Origin of the sequence: Polaribacter irgensii 23-P, from assembly GCF_000153225.1 — a bacterium.
GTDB lineage: Bacteria > Bacteroidota > Bacteroidia > Flavobacteriales > Flavobacteriaceae > Polaribacter > Polaribacter irgensii.
In genome coordinates this window covers 991,256-1,005,910 of sequence record NZ_CH724148.1, presented here as the reverse complement: position 1 = coordinate 1,005,910, position 14,655 = coordinate 991,256, and the positions used below count along the sequence as shown (strand labels likewise).

Sequence of the window (14,655 nt, the reverse complement as noted above, 5' to 3'; positions counted from 1 at the left end):
CGTGAATTTCGAATAAAAGCACAAAAAAACCCTCCAAATAGAGGGTTTTTTGTACAAAATAAAATTTATTTATACCTCTGCAGTTGCAGATTCTAAAACAATTTGGCCTCTGTAATAAAGTTTCCCTTCATGCCAATGTGCTCTATGATATAAGTGTGCTTCACCCGTTGTAGGATCTGTAGCAATTTGCTGATCAGATGCCTTGTAATGTGTTCTCCTTTTATCTCTTCTTGTTTTGGATATTTTTCTCTTAGGATGTGCCATTTTATGTCTTTTTTTCTGTTATTAAATTCTTTAATTTATCCCACCTTGGGTCTGTTATTTCAACAGTTTTCTCTTCTTCTTTTTCTACTCCTTCTAAATGCTGCGTTTCATCGGTCTCCTCATCTTCTAAAATTACATCTGGATGTATTCTTTTCGAGGGAACTCCCAACACAATCATCTCGTAAATAAACTGTGCAACGCTAAATTGATATACTTCGTGTGGCAAGATTAAAATCTCTTCATTTTCGTCATTGTACTCTGGTCCAAACTTAACAACTAACGGTAACGTGGCTGTTATTTCCTGGTCAAAATATTCATTTGTAAGGTCACAGGGAACGTGTACGGTTCCTGTAGCCGTGAAATTAAGCTCAAACAACGTGCTTTTTTTCACAAACTCTAAAGTAACTTTTACTGACGCTTTTCCAAACTCACGATAGTTATATATCTCAAAGAACGTAGTATCAATATGATACTCAAATACATGTTTGCCTTCCTTTAATCCTACAAACGGAATGTCGAATTGTTTCAAGTCTTTCATTATCAAACATCATTTAAGCGTGCAAAGATATAAAAAATAGTTTTTCTACACTCTTTTCTTAGAAAAAAATAATTTTATTTTTAACGCTTTACAAAAAGCGGGTTCTTCGTAAGTTCTTTGTATTCTTTTCTTGTTTTATAAATTTCAATTGCCGCAAACAAAGCTTCTTTAAAAGAGGTGGCATTTGCCTTATTCTTCCCTGCAATATCAAAGCCTGTTCCGTGATCTGGCGAAGTTCTAATCGCATTCAATCCTGCTGTAAAATTAACACCGCTTCCAAAAGACAAGGCTTTAAAGGGTGCTAAACCCTGATCGTGATATGTTGCCAGCACGCCATCAAATTGCTTGTACGTTTCAGAACCAAAGAACCCATCTGCTGCATAGGGACCAAAAACCAATACTCCTGTTTCTGCAATAGCCGCTAAGGTTGGCCTTATAATTTCATCGTCCTCTTTGCCAATAACTCCTTTATCTCCACAATGTGGATTCAACGCCAAGACAGCAATCTTCGGTTTCGAAATACCAAAATCTTCTTTCAAAGAAGCATGCATGGTCTTTACTTTTTCTCTGATGAGCGCAGGTGTAATCGCGTCTGAAACCTTAGAAATTGGAATGTGCCCTGTGATCAGACCAATTCTTAATTGTGAGGTCATGAGCATCATTAAACCCTTGCCTTCTAAATTTGCTGCTAAATATTCTGTATGGCCAGGAAAATTAAAACTTTCTGATTGAATGGTTTCTTTGTTAATGGGTGCGGTTAGCAAAACATCTATGCTGTGTTCCTTTAAGTGTTTTACGGCCTCTTCTAGCGACTTTGCAGCATATTTTCCAGAAATTTTAGTCGCCTGCCCCAAGGCAACAGCTACATCTTCTTTCCAAATATTTAAAACATTTATTTTGGAATGGTTTATCTGATTGATTGCTGCAATTCCGTGCAAAGGAACATCTAACTCCAACACATTTTTATGGTGCGAAATTACCTTTACAGACCCAAACAACACAGGAGTACAAAAGTCTAACATCCTCTTGTCTTCAAATGTTTTCAAAATAACCTCTATCCCGATTCCATTTAAATCTCCAATCGAGATTCCCACAATAATTTTATCCGTTTTATCCACCATAATTCCTGTAAAGTTCTTAATTTTGTTCTTCTACAAAAGTAACTAAAATTTAAAGAAATGTTTACGGGAATTATTGAAACACTCGGTGAGATTACAAACCTAGTTAAAGACCAACAAAATCTTCACATTACAGTAAAAACAGCCATTGCAAATGAGCTAAAAGTAGACCAAAGTGTGGCGCACAACGGCGTCTGTTTAACCGTTGTAAAAGTGCAAGAAGACACGTATACAGTAACGGCTATCAAAGAAACTTTAAGCAAAACAAATATTGGTGATTTGGTGCTGTCTCAGAAAGTAAACCTAGAGCGCGGTATGAAACTTGGAGATCGCCTTGATGGTCATATTGTGCAAGGCCACGTTGACGAAACTGGTGTTTGTACCCATATTGAAAATCAAAGCGGAAGTACTGTTTTTAGTTTTACATACCAATCTGTACAAAATAACATTACCATCGAAAAAGGCTCTGTTACCGTAAATGGCGTAAGTTTGACTGTCATAAACTCTACAGACAGCTCTTTTAGCGTAGCGATTATACCCTACACAAAAGACAACACTTCTTTTAGAAGTTTAAAAGTGCATGACAAAGTAAATTTAGAATTTGACGTGATTGGTAAATACGTGAGCAGATTGACACAAAACAAATAACTTCACTTAAAAAGTGAAGTTATTTGTTACAAAGTCTTTTCTATTGGATTACTCTACTACAAACTTTCCTTTCATCAATGCGTAATGCGCAGGAAAACTGCAGATATAATCATAGATTCCCGCCTCTGGCGCAGTAAACTCAACGGTTGTTGTTTCGCCTCCACCAATCATCTTGGTATGCGCAATCACCTCAGTGGTTCCTGCTGGGATGAAATCATTGTCGCGAGACGCAGCGGCTTTTGAAGCAAAAGAAGACAGGCGTGTTCCTTTTTTTAAAATAACTACATTGTGTCCCATGATCCGCTTGTCTAATCTTCCAGAATGCGTTAATGTAAGTTTCACTTTCTGACCCGCTTTTACAACGATCTTTTTTACGTCGAATTTCATGCTGTCATCGCTGCGTATTTCGATATGTACAACCCCATCTGCTGCCATACTTGCGCTTTCTTCTGCACTAGAAGTGACCACTTTCTGAACGGTTTTTATTTCTTTCTTCTGATCTGATGTGCCTTTTTTGTCTTTTCCACAGCCAACGATAAAAAAGAGGCCAATGATTGCAATTAAAATAGATTTCATTTTTTTGTGTTGTTTTTAGAAGCTCTAAAATACTGCTTTCTTCGCTGTAAGCCAAATGAAAAACGTATTAGAAACAATTAAAATAACCAAAACCAACCCACAATTTCAACCCCTTGCACCGCCAGAGAAAACATTAAAAAATAAAAACACCATACCACTCCACAAGACCAAGACGCATTGGTCTCAAAATACAACATACAAACGCTGCCTATTTTCTACAAAACTTATTGGTAAACAAACATACAAGGCCTCTTTAAAAGTCCTAAGCAAAAAGAAAATTATTATCTTTAACATTTATAACCTCTCATAAAAACAATCCTACATGAGGCGCCTGCAATAAAAAAAAGTAGCGCAACTAAAATAAGGACTACAACCTGTTGTCTTTAAAAAATAGGAAGGTGTGTAAGAAATTGATTAGAGACACTAATTTTGATTGCGATGTAATTTTAACAGTGCACTTTTTATTAGACCAAAAGAACACCGTTTTGAAACCCAACAAACCAAATAAAAATACAGCCGATATGAAAACAAGAGATAAGCAATGTGAAGCGTGCAAAACAGCATTTCCCACCATGTATAGAATACAGTATACAACACCTAAGATGTGGGTCTTTGTTTGTGAGCAGTGTCTGCTGCGCTTAAAAAAAGACAATCCTGCTTATACATACGGAGGGACTTGGAAGCTGTGATTTTGTCTTTTACTTTTTTCACACCAAAGCAGCTTTCGGAATTTAGAAACAATAGAGAAAAAACAACTCTTGTGCCCTCAACAATTACAATACAAATGCAGAACTATATATCATTCAACTACTTTGTAAACTTTAGAAATTAGAGGGATAAAAGATTTATATTTGATGCTAAAAGGCTCAAAGAACTACCTTCGTAAAAAAGAGTTAATGATTTAAAAAATCACAACGACATCTGAAAGTTGCAAAAATATGGAGATTGAGCCCCACTAATAAATTCACAAAACACAATTTAGCCGAACAATAACGATACCCCCTTTACTTTAAGCTTGTTTCCAAAAAAGCCTCACATTTCTGTAAGGCTTTGATTTTAAAAGTGGTCCCACTTGGGCTCGAACCAAGGACCCTCTGATTATGAGTCATTCCCATTAACTTTTCAGATAGCTCTATTTTATTTCAATAGACTCATTTTTAAACAATTAGAAACAATAAATATTTCTCTTGTTTCTAATTTTTATCAAAATAGACAGTAAATGTTTAACCTATGTTTAACCCAAGGGTATTTTTTAATCTAATTGAACTTTAGTCAAAATTTGTAAATTACGCTCTTTTGAATCCTCTTGTTCATAGAAATCTTGTATTGATAATTCTTTTTCTCTAATATAATTTATTTTACATTTATCAGTGCACTTAAAATTAAAATCATCATTCTCAATTAACATCATATTTTCATTAATATGAAATACACCAGCATGTTTATTACAATTTTCCTTCCATGTAATATTAACCATATTATTTTCTAAAAAACTATACTTAAAATAATCATTCTCCCATTCTCCAAGAATATCATTTTTAATTTTATTGTTCATTGGAAGAGTCATCATTTTATCAAACTCAATATTAGCATCTATGTAATCATCCATTTCCTTTATTAATTCTGGTCTAATTCTCATAAATCCATTTTGCATTGCCTCGTGCATTTTATCATGGTCTTCTGCATACATAGTTTTAACTCTTACAAAAGACTTAACTCCATCAACTTCCTTCTAATAAATTGTAAAGTCATCTACAAAATCTATTCTTTGATTATGATTTTCAGGTAAAACAAACTCAACTAACTCTTCTTTGTATATTGGAATCCTGTCACTATCATCTCCTGGGAACATTTTTTCAGTATAATTGTAACCCTCTATTACATTATGTTTAACTATTAAATTATTGCCAACAATTATAACCTTAGCGTAAGCAAATAAATCGTATTCAAAACAAATTTCCTTAATACACATTTTTATTCTATTTTAAATACTTATCAATTTATCTTAATAATCTAGACCAGAATTTTAACCTTATAGCAAATATTGAAGTCAAGATACTTCATCTTAACTTCAATAACAATCATTATCAGATAAACTATAAAATTCATCTTTAGTAATAATTAAATGGTCTAGTAATTTAATGTCTAATAATTCTCCACTCTTTTTAATTCTTTTAGTTAATTCTAAATCACTCCTACTAGGTTTTAAATTAGAAGATGGATGATTATGTGCAATAATTATTCCTGTAGCATTAGATTTTAATGCAATAACAAAAAGTAATTTTAAATCTACAACAGTTCCTCTAGTACTTCCTTTGGATAAAGCGTGTATTCCTAATACTTCATTTGCATTGTTAAGTAGTAGTATTTTAAATTCTTCTTGAAGCTCAATTAAATCCATATCCCAACTTTGGGTAAATGACTTAAATGCATCTGAACTTTTATTAATTTTGATTCTGAACTTTTTTAAAGTCTTATTTGAATAACTGATTTTGACCTCAGATATATTGGATTCTAACATAATTATTGGATTTAGCTATATTATTTAATGACTAGTAGTGGTTGGTGATTTGTAACCCTGTTTTTAGTAGGTGCATTGGCTAAGCTTGAATAAAAAAGGATGCCTTATTAAATTAATAATAAGACATCCTTTTTAACATTTTCGGTGATACTTGCCTACATAGCCAAATATCAATTTAAGCTTGAGCCATTATAGATTTTCCATTTAAGGAGAATGGTGTAAACTCTGACCTTAAAGCTTGTTCTACAACTTGCTTTTCCGCTTCCAAATACTCATAAGTGTGAGATAAGGTTATCATCTCTCCTGTCTCTTTGTTCAAATATTCATAAGATTCACACTCAACTTTCACCACTTGACCAGGAAGTTCTTTACCTATTAATGAACTACAAGTCATTTCATTAAATGTCGTAGGAATGCTTGTGGTCCTAGCAGTAATATAGGAATTCCCATTTACTGATTTTACAATTTCTACTCCTCCTTGGATAGTTAATGTGAAAAATTCTCTGCCATCATCTGACTTTCTTTGATTAAATTCCGTTACTGTTACCATAATTTTAATTGTTTTTGAGTTGTACATTTATTGATTTTTCATCAGAGATAAAAACCTCAGCTATCAACTTGATTTATTTTATCTGCCCTGAATTTTTCTTTCAAATAGAAAGATGGTGGGGGTGTTTTCCCTCCTGAAATTAGTGGGGGTATTGAACTAGGGAAGCTTATAAAAACATACGTGACAAGAATTTTTTTTATACTTTTTTTTATAGCAAATTTTAACTATCTAAAACCAATTTAGATTTTGGGAGTTATAAAACAAGAAGTAAAAGAAATTTAAGGTAAGAATATGAAAAAAAAGTTAAATATGTGATTAAAAGGTAATCAGGAGTGGTGAATTTTTTGATAATCATTTTTTTGTATATTTAAAAAAAAATGAGGTTGGAACGTATGTTCCTTTTATCCAGATCTCCATATAGCTAAGAAATAAGTTTATCTCCTTTGCAACTATATATGTAACACTTTAATGATTCTTTTTAACTAAAAAAAGCTATGAACAAGAATACCAGCGTAAAATGTCCTAATTGTAAAGAAGTTTTTAAAGTAGATGACAGTGTATATACAGATATTATAAAACAGGTTAGAGATAAAGAATTTGCAAACGAAATAAAAAGCAAGTTAGCATCGGCTGATAAAGAAAAAGAGTCAGCTTTAAAACTTAAAGAATCAGAATTAAAAAGTGCTTTCAATCAGCAATTAATACAAAAGGAAAGAGAAATTGATGCTCTAACATACAAAAGTAAAACTGAATTATTAGATGAGGTTTCAAAAAAAGAAGAGCAAATTAGAGAATTAAAATCTAAACTAGGTAATGCTGATACCCAAAAACAACTAGCTCTTTCTGACGCTGTAAGAGAGATTGAAAAAGAAAGAGATCAATTGGCTAACGATTTGAAGAATAAAGATATTGAAAAAGAATTGTCAGAAAAATCGTTAAAAGAAAAATTTTCTGGAGAACTAAAGACAAAAGATGACATCATTAAGCTGAGGGAAGAAGAAATTACTCTTCGAAAGGATATGAAACTTAAACTTTCAACCAAAATGATTGGCGAAACACTTGAACAACATTGTGAAGCCGAATTCAATAAACTTCGTTCAACTGGTTTTCAAAATGCTTATTTTGAAAAAGATAATGATTCAAGATATGGAAGTAAAGGTGATTTCATCTATCGGGAAAAAGATGACGCAGGAAATGAAATTATATCAATCATGTTTGAAATGAAAAATGAGGGGGATGAAACAGCTACAAAAAAAAGAAATGAAGATTTTTTTAAAGAACTAGACAAAGACCGTATTGAAAAGAAATGTGAATACGCGGTTCTTGTTTCATTGCTAGAAGCGGATAGCGAACTCTATAATGCTGGAATTGTTGATGTATCCCACAAATCCCTCAAAATGTATGTAATCCGCCCTCAATTTTTTATCCCGATTATAACACTTCTTCGCAATGCAGCTATGAATTCTATGAAGTATAAGGCAGAGCTAACTTTAATAAGAAATCAAAATAATGATATTACAGATTTTGAAGATAATGTAAACACATTTAAAGTTGGATTTGCGAAAAATTATGAATTAGCTAGTCGTAAGTTTAAAACCGCTATTCTTGAAATAGATAAAACCATTGATCACCTTCAAAAAACTAAAGAAGCATTGTTATCCTCAGAAAACAATCTACGCTTAGCTAATAATAAAGCAGATGATTTAACTATCAAAAAATTAACAAAAGGAAATCCAACAATGTCAGCAAAATTTGAAGCGCTTTCATATAAGGCTAAATAATATTACAAAAGATCATTATGATAAAGACTACAAAAAAAATTGTTTTTATAGACATGGATGGTGTCTTAGTAGATTTTAAAGATGCTATTGAAAATGCTTACCGCATCAATCCTAAGTATAAAGAAAAATTTAAGAACAACCCTGATGAAATCAAAGGTATTTTTAAAAACCCTAAACCCATAGACGGTGCCATTGATGCGGTTATAAAACTTGCAAACAGTGGGAGGTACAATTTATTTATAGCCACTACAACACCCTGGGAAAACCCTAAAGCTGCGATGCATAAACGACTGTGGATTGAAAAACATTTCGGTGACTTGTTCCTGAAAAAAATGTTTATCACCCATCGTAAAGATTTATTGATTGGAGATTATTTAATAGATGATAGATTAAAGAATGGAGCTTCAGAGTTTAGGGGAGAATTACTTTCGTTTGGTTGGGCTTATGAACAAAACCAATGGAATGAATATAAAACTTGGGGTGATATCTTAAAAAAATTATTATAGAAAATTTTCTAATACAACAAAATTATGAAACAATTTTTAAAGAAAATTGAATGGAAGACCCGGCATTGGAATTTTGAGTTTGCTCTTTTTAACATATACTTTCCTACAGAATTTAGAGTTTGGGGTTTTGAACTATTTAAAATACGGTGTCATCTAAAAGATTTTTCTTTATTAAAATTGCAATGGAGACTCCCTAATGGAGCAGAACGAACTCAAGTACAGTTTTTCTGGGATTTATTTTTTACGCAGAATTACCTAGAGAAAAGAGCTATAGAAAAGGCTGAAGCGAAATTATGGAGCAACAAAAAATAAAACACAAACTTAAGACGAATAAAAAAATGATGAAAAAAACCAAGCTTATATGGATGATTTGTTTTGTACTTATAATAATTATTACTCTTGCCCTTAATTGGTGCTTTTTCTATAACGATATTAATAGAGGTACTTTTGGAGACATGTTTGGAGCTGCAAATGCTCTTTTCTCAGGTTTAGCATTTGCAGGTATAATATATACGATTTTGTTACAAAGAGAAGATTTAAAGAGCACAAAAGAAGAATTTAAAATACAGCAATTTGAAACAAATTTATATAATCTGATTAATTCACATCTGAAAATAGTTGAACAATTAGGTGTTAAAGGAGATAACGGTATTTATATTAAAGGTAGAGAAGTATTCCGAATTATTTACGAAACAAAACCACAGAATAAGACTAGTAAGGAATCATTTGATGAACTAGATGATTTAGGTCATTACTTCAGAAATATTTATAGAATTCTTAAAATCATTTCCAGGGAGGAGTTTAAGGGAACTGAAGATGAAGTGAAAACAAGGAAGTATCGTTATTCAAATCTCTTGAGGTCCCTTTTATCAAATTATGAACTAAAGTCCATATTATTTTGGTGTATTCAAGAGGACGGAAAGGGACTTATAAAATACATTAATGAATATACTTTATTTAAAGACTTATCGAAGGATTTAAAGGACGTTTCACTCCATACCAAATTAGAAAAAGAGGCCTTTGAGACTCCAGAGCGTTTTAGACATAAATTAGAATCATAGTATAATGAAAAAGAAAACCCGTTACCTCACAAAATCAAGATTCAAACTAGCACTAGAATGTCCAACAAAACTTTTTTATACAGGTAAAGACGAATACCCAAGTACCAAGACCGATGACACCTTTTTAGTAGCCTTAGCAGAAGGTGGCTTTCAGGTTGGAGAATTGGCTAAGTGTTATTTTCCTGGCGGGCATGATATCGTTGAAAGAAGCAATGAGCTGTCATTGAGCAAAACAAATGAATTACTCAAACAAGAAAATGTCATTATTTATGAGGCGGCAATTCGGTATGAAAATTTATTTATTCGAGTTGATGTATTAAAAAAACAAGGAAATAATATTGAGTTAATAGAAGTCAAAGCCAAATCTTCCGATGGCTCTAATTATGATGATTTCCTAGGTAAAAAAGGTCAAATAACGAGCTCTTGGAAACCCTATTTACACGATGTAGCTTTTCAAAAGTATGTCGTGAATAAGGCCTTCCCAAATTGGCAGGTAAAAGGCTTTTTAATGCTGGCTAATAAAAGTGCTGTAGCAACCATTGATGGTTTAAACCAAAAGTTTCAACTCACAAAAACAGACGACGACAAAACATATGTAAAAATCACGGGAGATGTATCTCCAAATGCACTAGGTAAACAACTATTGAGTCAAATAAATGTTGATGAACTTATTCTTAGGATTTGGAGTACAGCATACTTTGGTCAAAATGAGGAGTATTCTTTTGAGGATTATATTCATTTTCTGGCAAATCACTATGATAAGGGCAAGAAAATAATTACGCCAATTAGTAATGTTTGTAAAGGGTGTGAATTTAATGCTTCCGAAGAGAAAGAAAAACCAGGACAGAAATCCGGGTTTAAAGAATGCTGGAAACAGCAATTAAACTGGAGTGATAATCAGTTTAAAAAACCATTTGTTTTTGATGTTTGGAATTTAAGAACACCTAAACTACTAGAACAAGGTATTTATCATATTGAAGATGTAGAAAAGGAGCATATTGGAGATATTAGTCCAGAGATTGATGGTTCACTTTCCAGTAAAGAAAGACAATGGTTGCAAATTGAAAAGATTAAAAATAAAGACAAAAAATTTTATGTCGATAAATATGGCTTAAGAGATGTAATGAATTCATATACATATCCACTTCATTTTATTGATTTTGAAACCTCTATGGTGGCTATCCCTTTTTATAAAGGAAGAAGACCTTATGAACAGACCGCTTTCCAATTTTCACATCATATAGCTTATGAAAATGGTGCTATTGAACATAAGGGGCAATATTTATGCACTGAGAAAGGGAAGTTTCCAAATTTTGACTTTGTAAGAGCCTTAAAAAAAGAACTTGAAAATGATGAAGGAACTATTTTTAGATATGCACCTCACGAAAACACAGTACTCAATCAAATAATGGTGCAATTGCAAGACACTGATGTTTCTGATAAAGAAGAATTGATAACATTTATTAAATCTATTACACATGGAGCAAACCACAATAGCGAAAGAGATATGGTTGATATGCTCATGTTGGTGAAAAAATATTATTACCATCCTTCAATGGGAGGATCCAACTCAATTAAAGCTGTTTTGCCTGCCGTATTAAATGCCTCAGTATTTATTAAGGGAAAATATTCCAAGCCGGTTTACGGAAAGACTTCAGAGGTAAAGAGCTTGAATTTTGATGATGGGTGGATATGGATAGAATATGATGAAAAAGGAAAAGTGACAAGTCCTTATAAATTACTTCCAAATCTTCACGAGGGTATAGATAATGATATCGTAGATAAATTTATATACGGAGATAAACTTGCAGATGGAGGGGCAGCAATGACAGGGTATGCTAAAATGCAGTTTATGAATATCTCTGAAGAAGAACACCAAGCCATCTCTGTAGGGTTGTTAAAATACTGTGAACTGGACACACTTGCGATGGTAATGATTTGGGAACATTTTAAGGAATTGACAGGTAACTAAAAACCTGCATAATAAATATTTAATTCGGTTATTTAAAGATAAATTAATAAACTTAAATGATATGGCACAAATATGGTTTGGAGATCTCGATATGAGTATTGACTCTAAATCCGAAATAAACATTTCGGAATTGAAAATTGCATTAAACACTCTTTATAAAATTTATGAAGAAAAGGATGCTGTTTTCTTTAAAGATTTTAGACCAGTAATTATATCCGAAGAAAAGAATGAAATATCTTTTGACAAACCTTTTTTTAAAGATTGGCAAATAAATAAATATTTAATACCCTTTGTCATACAGGGCGGAAATTTTAAAGAAAGAAATATTGGTTGGGGGTGGAAAACGGAAGAACATTTTGACAATAAATTGGTACAGGAATTTACAAACGATTTAATGAAATTAATAGGTGAAGGTTCTAAAATGAATTTTAGTTTTGATGTAAATGCGGATAATGTGTATGAAGAATACCAAATTGATATTAGTACAAATTTTAAGTCTAAAATTCCTAAAACTAAGTTTCATGCTTATTTTCACTCAGAAGAAGATGATAAGGATGAGGATGAGGATGAGGGTTGGTAATATGTTTAAAAAAAAAAGGATTTAAAAATATTTAAAAGAACAGGTTCTCTAACCAAGTTACAAAAAGCAATGGGACATTCATCTATAATTGTAAGTTTAACCTATTTAAGAGGGTTAGAGCTCCCTGAATTAAAATAAGAGGATATGCCTCTGGTTTAGTTATTAGGAAGTGACGGGGTGATTATACACAGTACAATAAACATTATAGGTACGCTTTAGTAGACCTACATACCGCCAACAATTATAACACAATTGCAAGAACGATAGATAATAAAACCAATGCTCCAATAGGTATTCCAACAATTAATCCACCGGTTTTTAATAATGAAAATTCTCTAACTTTAATATTGTAAACTTCTTCCATAGGAATTGTTCCTTGGCCATTTTTTGTTTGTAAAATTATTGTTTTTTCGTTTTTAGAAACTAACCGACCTTTCATACTTGTTTTATTAAGCCTCAAAACCTCAAGTTGAAGTTTTTTGTCGATTTCTATCGTACTATAATCTATTGATTTGTAACTGTAACAACTTTGAAATAAAATTGAAAATGATAATAAAAATAAAAGTTTCTTCATAATAATATTTTTTCAAATGTACGTATTCTGTATAAAATACTTTTATAAATATTGTATCGTTTTATATATATAATTAATAATATTACCTATTTGATTGATATACAAAACCTTACTATTATTAGGTGTAGAACTCCTTGAATTAAAGGAGGAAAATATGCCTATTTTTTAGGACCTTTATTAACTACAGTATTTTTATTTCTTCAAGTAATAATCTGCAATCTTTAGTTTGTGGGTTTTCATTCCTTAAGTTAAATCTAACGTTTATGTACATGGCTTGTTGCGTGTTTCAAGCAACTAATTTAGTAAATACAAAACCAACTAAAAAATCTGCGAGGATTTTCGTAAGTAAACGAGAACCAGCAATTAATTATACACGATGTTCGCAAATGGCATTTTTTTCAGATGATAAATTTAACTCCGCTAGTATGCTATTTAATTCCACAAGTGATTTTTCGTCAATCAATTCCGTATTAATTTTCAATTCTTTTGTTTCTGTTTTTAGAGTATAATCTCCAGCGAATTCTTTAATAGAATTTATGTCGTTTAATTCAATTTTTTTTCTAAATCCGTATAATGCATTTTTTCGAATCGTTCCGTTTTCAATTGTCAAATACTGATTGTTTAAATCATATAAATAATGTCCAAGATATAAAAACCCTGCAAGCAAATATCCATAATCAGTCCATCTTAAACTTTCATCTTCTAATAGACTGAAAATACCAAGTCCAATCCAAACAAGTCCGAGTATTAAATTTATATAAAGTCTTTTTTTCTTAAATTTTATTTTCATTACGAGTGTTTTTTTGCTTTTTTCTAACGTGTTTGTATATGGTTTGTTGCGTATTTTAAGCAAGTAATTTAGTAAATAATTACTGACCAAGAAAGTCCGCGAGGACTTTCGTAAGTAGGCGAGAAGCCAGCAATAAATTATATACGGTGTTGTAACACGTTTTTTTTATTCAACTTTTTCATAAATTGTTGTTCCACAATCTTCGCAAGGACTTTTTCCAGGTTTTAAAGTTAATAGTCCATTTGTTTTAATATTAACAATATAAATTCCTTTCTTTTCAAACTCTATTATTGGAAGTCTAAAATAAGTTCTTGAAAGTTTATATTTTTCTTTTGAGATTAACTTTCCTTCCTTGAAAAAATACGCAAATTTATTTTTTTTAAATTGTATCTGCTCGTTTTTTTTATCATTAAATGGAAGAAAAGTATTAATTAATGCTTTCCATCTCTATTTTCCAACAATCTGATTTAATTTTACAATTCGTTGATTTACTTCGATATTTTTAATTCTATCTATTGAATACATTGAGAAGTATGATTTTGGAAATTTTTTAGCGAAATCGACGTATTCTTTCACAAGTATTGAATCAGATGTTTTCAATTCATTGTCTTGTGTTGGTAAAATATATTCAGTTTTAGATTTATTTCTCAAAGAATCTAAAGAGGTATCTTTAGATATTATTTTTTCAAATTGAACGCTTGGTAAATTTCTCAAAGAATCTAATTTAGAATTGAGCGAATTTATTTTATTATTCAATTTAATGTTTTCCGATTTTAATTTTTCAGATGTATTTGAACAAGATAAAAAAAAAGCTATTATTATAAATGTTACGATGTTTTTCATAGTATGGTCAAATGTGTTACAACTTGTTTATAAACTTACTTTTTGTCCGTGTATCCACCCATATTGGCAGGATAAGCAGATGTTTGGTGTTTGTATAGCTTTCTGTTTTTTATAAAAAAAAATGATCCAAAACCAATTCCTAATATACAGACATCTTCATTAAGAAATGTGGATTTCCATAAATATTTAGTTATTGAATTCATATTAAAAGATGAGTAATCCATTCGATTTTAGTATTATTTCTCAAAGTTGATATACCGATTTCAAGCAAAAAGATATTTGACTATTAAATGAAATTATTTAATCGTTGAACTACATTACCGTAGAAGAGGA

The 14,655-nt window shown here is 31.3% G+C and carries 19 protein-coding genes; 8 read left to right on the top strand and 11 right to left on the bottom strand.

Annotated features, from left to right (window positions below):
- Positions 1-69: 69 nt before the first annotated feature.
- The 3 genes from rpmF to pdxA all read right to left on the bottom strand — a co-directional run bounded on the left by rpmF (position 70) and on the right by pdxA (position 1,923).
- A complete protein-coding gene (rpmF, locus tag PI23P_RS04480; RefSeq protein WP_004569559.1) occupies positions 70-264 on the bottom strand; it encodes a 50S ribosomal protein L32 in 195 nt (64 codons plus the stop codon).
- Position 265: 1 nt separating this feature from the next.
- On the bottom strand, positions 266-802 hold the full coding sequence (locus PI23P_RS04475) for a YceD family protein (protein ID WP_004569558.1): 537 nt from the start codon (positions 800-802) through the stop codon (positions 266-268).
- A gap of 80 nt (positions 803-882) precedes the next feature.
- On the bottom strand, positions 883-1,923 hold the full coding sequence (gene pdxA, locus PI23P_RS04470; RefSeq protein WP_004569557.1) for a 4-hydroxythreonine-4-phosphate dehydrogenase PdxA: 1,041 nt from the start codon (positions 1,921-1,923) through the stop codon (positions 883-885).
- 57 nt (positions 1,924-1,980) lie between these two features.
- Between pdxA and PI23P_RS04465 the strand changes: the two genes are divergently transcribed.
- On the top strand, positions 1,981-2,568 hold the full coding sequence (locus PI23P_RS04465; protein WP_004569556.1) for a riboflavin synthase: 588 nt from the start codon (positions 1,981-1,983) through the stop codon (positions 2,566-2,568).
- Positions 2,569-2,616: 48 nt separating this feature from the next.
- Here PI23P_RS04465 and azu read toward each other — a convergent pair whose 3' ends face one another.
- Positions 2,617-3,144: an azurin gene (gene azu / locus PI23P_RS04460; protein WP_004569555.1), complete on the bottom strand. Its 528-nt coding sequence runs from the start codon at positions 3,142-3,144 to the stop codon at positions 2,617-2,619.
- Between the two features lie 398 nt (positions 3,145-3,542).
- Between azu and PI23P_RS04455 the strand changes: the two genes are divergently transcribed.
- Positions 3,543-3,833: a DUF8622 domain-containing protein gene (locus tag PI23P_RS04455; RefSeq protein ID WP_238299974.1), complete on the top strand. Its 291-nt coding sequence runs from the start codon at positions 3,543-3,545 to the stop codon at positions 3,831-3,833.
- A 563-nt stretch (positions 3,834-4,396) separates the two neighbouring features.
- Here the strand turns inward: PI23P_RS04455 and PI23P_RS04450 are convergent.
- The 4 genes from PI23P_RS04450 to PI23P_RS04435 form a co-directional block, all read right to left on the bottom strand.
- Positions 4,397-4,834 carry a hypothetical protein gene (locus PI23P_RS04450; RefSeq protein WP_004569552.1) on the bottom strand — a complete coding sequence of 146 codons (438 nt, stop codon included), beginning with the start codon at positions 4,832-4,834 and terminating at the stop codon, positions 4,397-4,399.
- Positions 4,835-4,876: 42 nt separating this feature from the next.
- Positions 4,877-5,116: a hypothetical protein gene (locus tag PI23P_RS04445; protein ID WP_004569551.1), complete on the bottom strand. Its 240-nt coding sequence runs from the start codon at positions 5,114-5,116 to the stop codon at positions 4,877-4,879.
- A gap of 99 nt (positions 5,117-5,215) precedes the next feature.
- Positions 5,216-5,665 carry a JAB domain-containing protein gene (locus PI23P_RS04440; protein ID WP_004569550.1) on the bottom strand — a complete coding sequence of 150 codons (450 nt, stop codon included), beginning with the start codon at positions 5,663-5,665 and terminating at the stop codon, positions 5,216-5,218.
- Between the two features lie 175 nt (positions 5,666-5,840).
- Entirely contained in the window at positions 5,841-6,242 is a 402-nt protein-coding gene (locus tag PI23P_RS04435; protein WP_004569549.1) for a hypothetical protein, read from the bottom strand.
- Between the two features lie 467 nt (positions 6,243-6,709).
- On the opposite strand from PI23P_RS04435, the gene PI23P_RS04430 reads away from it, so the two are divergent.
- The 6 genes from PI23P_RS04430 to PI23P_RS04405 all read left to right on the top strand — a co-directional run bounded on the left by PI23P_RS04430 (position 6,710) and on the right by PI23P_RS04405 (position 12,115).
- The gene (locus PI23P_RS04430) at positions 6,710-7,996 is read left to right on the top strand and encodes a DUF2130 domain-containing protein (RefSeq protein WP_004569548.1); all 1,287 of its coding nucleotides are present in this window, start codon (positions 6,710-6,712) and stop codon (positions 7,994-7,996) included.
- Between the two features lie 17 nt (positions 7,997-8,013).
- A complete protein-coding gene (locus PI23P_RS04425; protein ID WP_004569547.1) occupies positions 8,014-8,502 on the top strand; it encodes a 5' nucleotidase, NT5C type in 489 nt (162 codons plus the stop codon).
- Positions 8,503-8,526: 24 nt separating this feature from the next.
- Positions 8,527-8,814: a hypothetical protein gene (locus tag PI23P_RS04420; RefSeq protein ID WP_004569546.1), complete on the top strand. Its 288-nt coding sequence runs from the start codon at positions 8,527-8,529 to the stop codon at positions 8,812-8,814.
- Positions 8,796-9,563 (top strand): putative phage abortive infection protein, encoded by a 768-nt coding sequence (locus tag PI23P_RS04415; protein ID WP_004569545.1) that lies wholly within the window; start codon positions 8,796-8,798, stop codon positions 9,561-9,563. The genes PI23P_RS04420 and PI23P_RS04415 overlap by 19 nt, the downstream gene beginning before the upstream one ends.
- Positions 9,564-9,567: 4 nt before the next feature.
- The gene (locus PI23P_RS04410; RefSeq protein ID WP_004569544.1) at positions 9,568-11,535 is read left to right on the top strand and encodes a DUF2779 domain-containing protein; all 1,968 of its coding nucleotides are present in this window, start codon (positions 9,568-9,570) and stop codon (positions 11,533-11,535) included.
- A 61-nt stretch (positions 11,536-11,596) separates the two neighbouring features.
- Entirely contained in the window at positions 11,597-12,115 is a 519-nt protein-coding gene (locus PI23P_RS04405; RefSeq protein ID WP_004569543.1) for a hypothetical protein, read from the top strand.
- Positions 12,116-12,356: 241 nt separating this feature from the next.
- On the opposite strand, the gene PI23P_RS04400 is transcribed toward PI23P_RS04405, so the two are convergent.
- From PI23P_RS04400 to PI23P_RS04390, 3 genes are all read right to left on the bottom strand, one after another.
- Complete coding sequence (locus PI23P_RS04400; RefSeq protein WP_004569542.1) at positions 12,357-12,689, bottom strand: hypothetical protein; 333 nt, start codon at positions 12,687-12,689, stop codon at positions 12,357-12,359.
- A gap of 367 nt (positions 12,690-13,056) precedes the next feature.
- Positions 13,057-13,479 (bottom strand): hypothetical protein, encoded by a 423-nt coding sequence (locus tag PI23P_RS04395; RefSeq protein WP_026288391.1) that lies wholly within the window; start codon positions 13,477-13,479, stop codon positions 13,057-13,059.
- A 447-nt stretch (positions 13,480-13,926) separates the two neighbouring features.
- Positions 13,927-14,193, bottom strand: a complete 267-nt coding sequence (locus tag PI23P_RS04390) for a hypothetical protein (protein ID WP_238299973.1) — start codon at positions 14,191-14,193, stop codon at positions 13,927-13,929.
- Positions 14,194-14,655 lie beyond the last annotated feature (462 nt).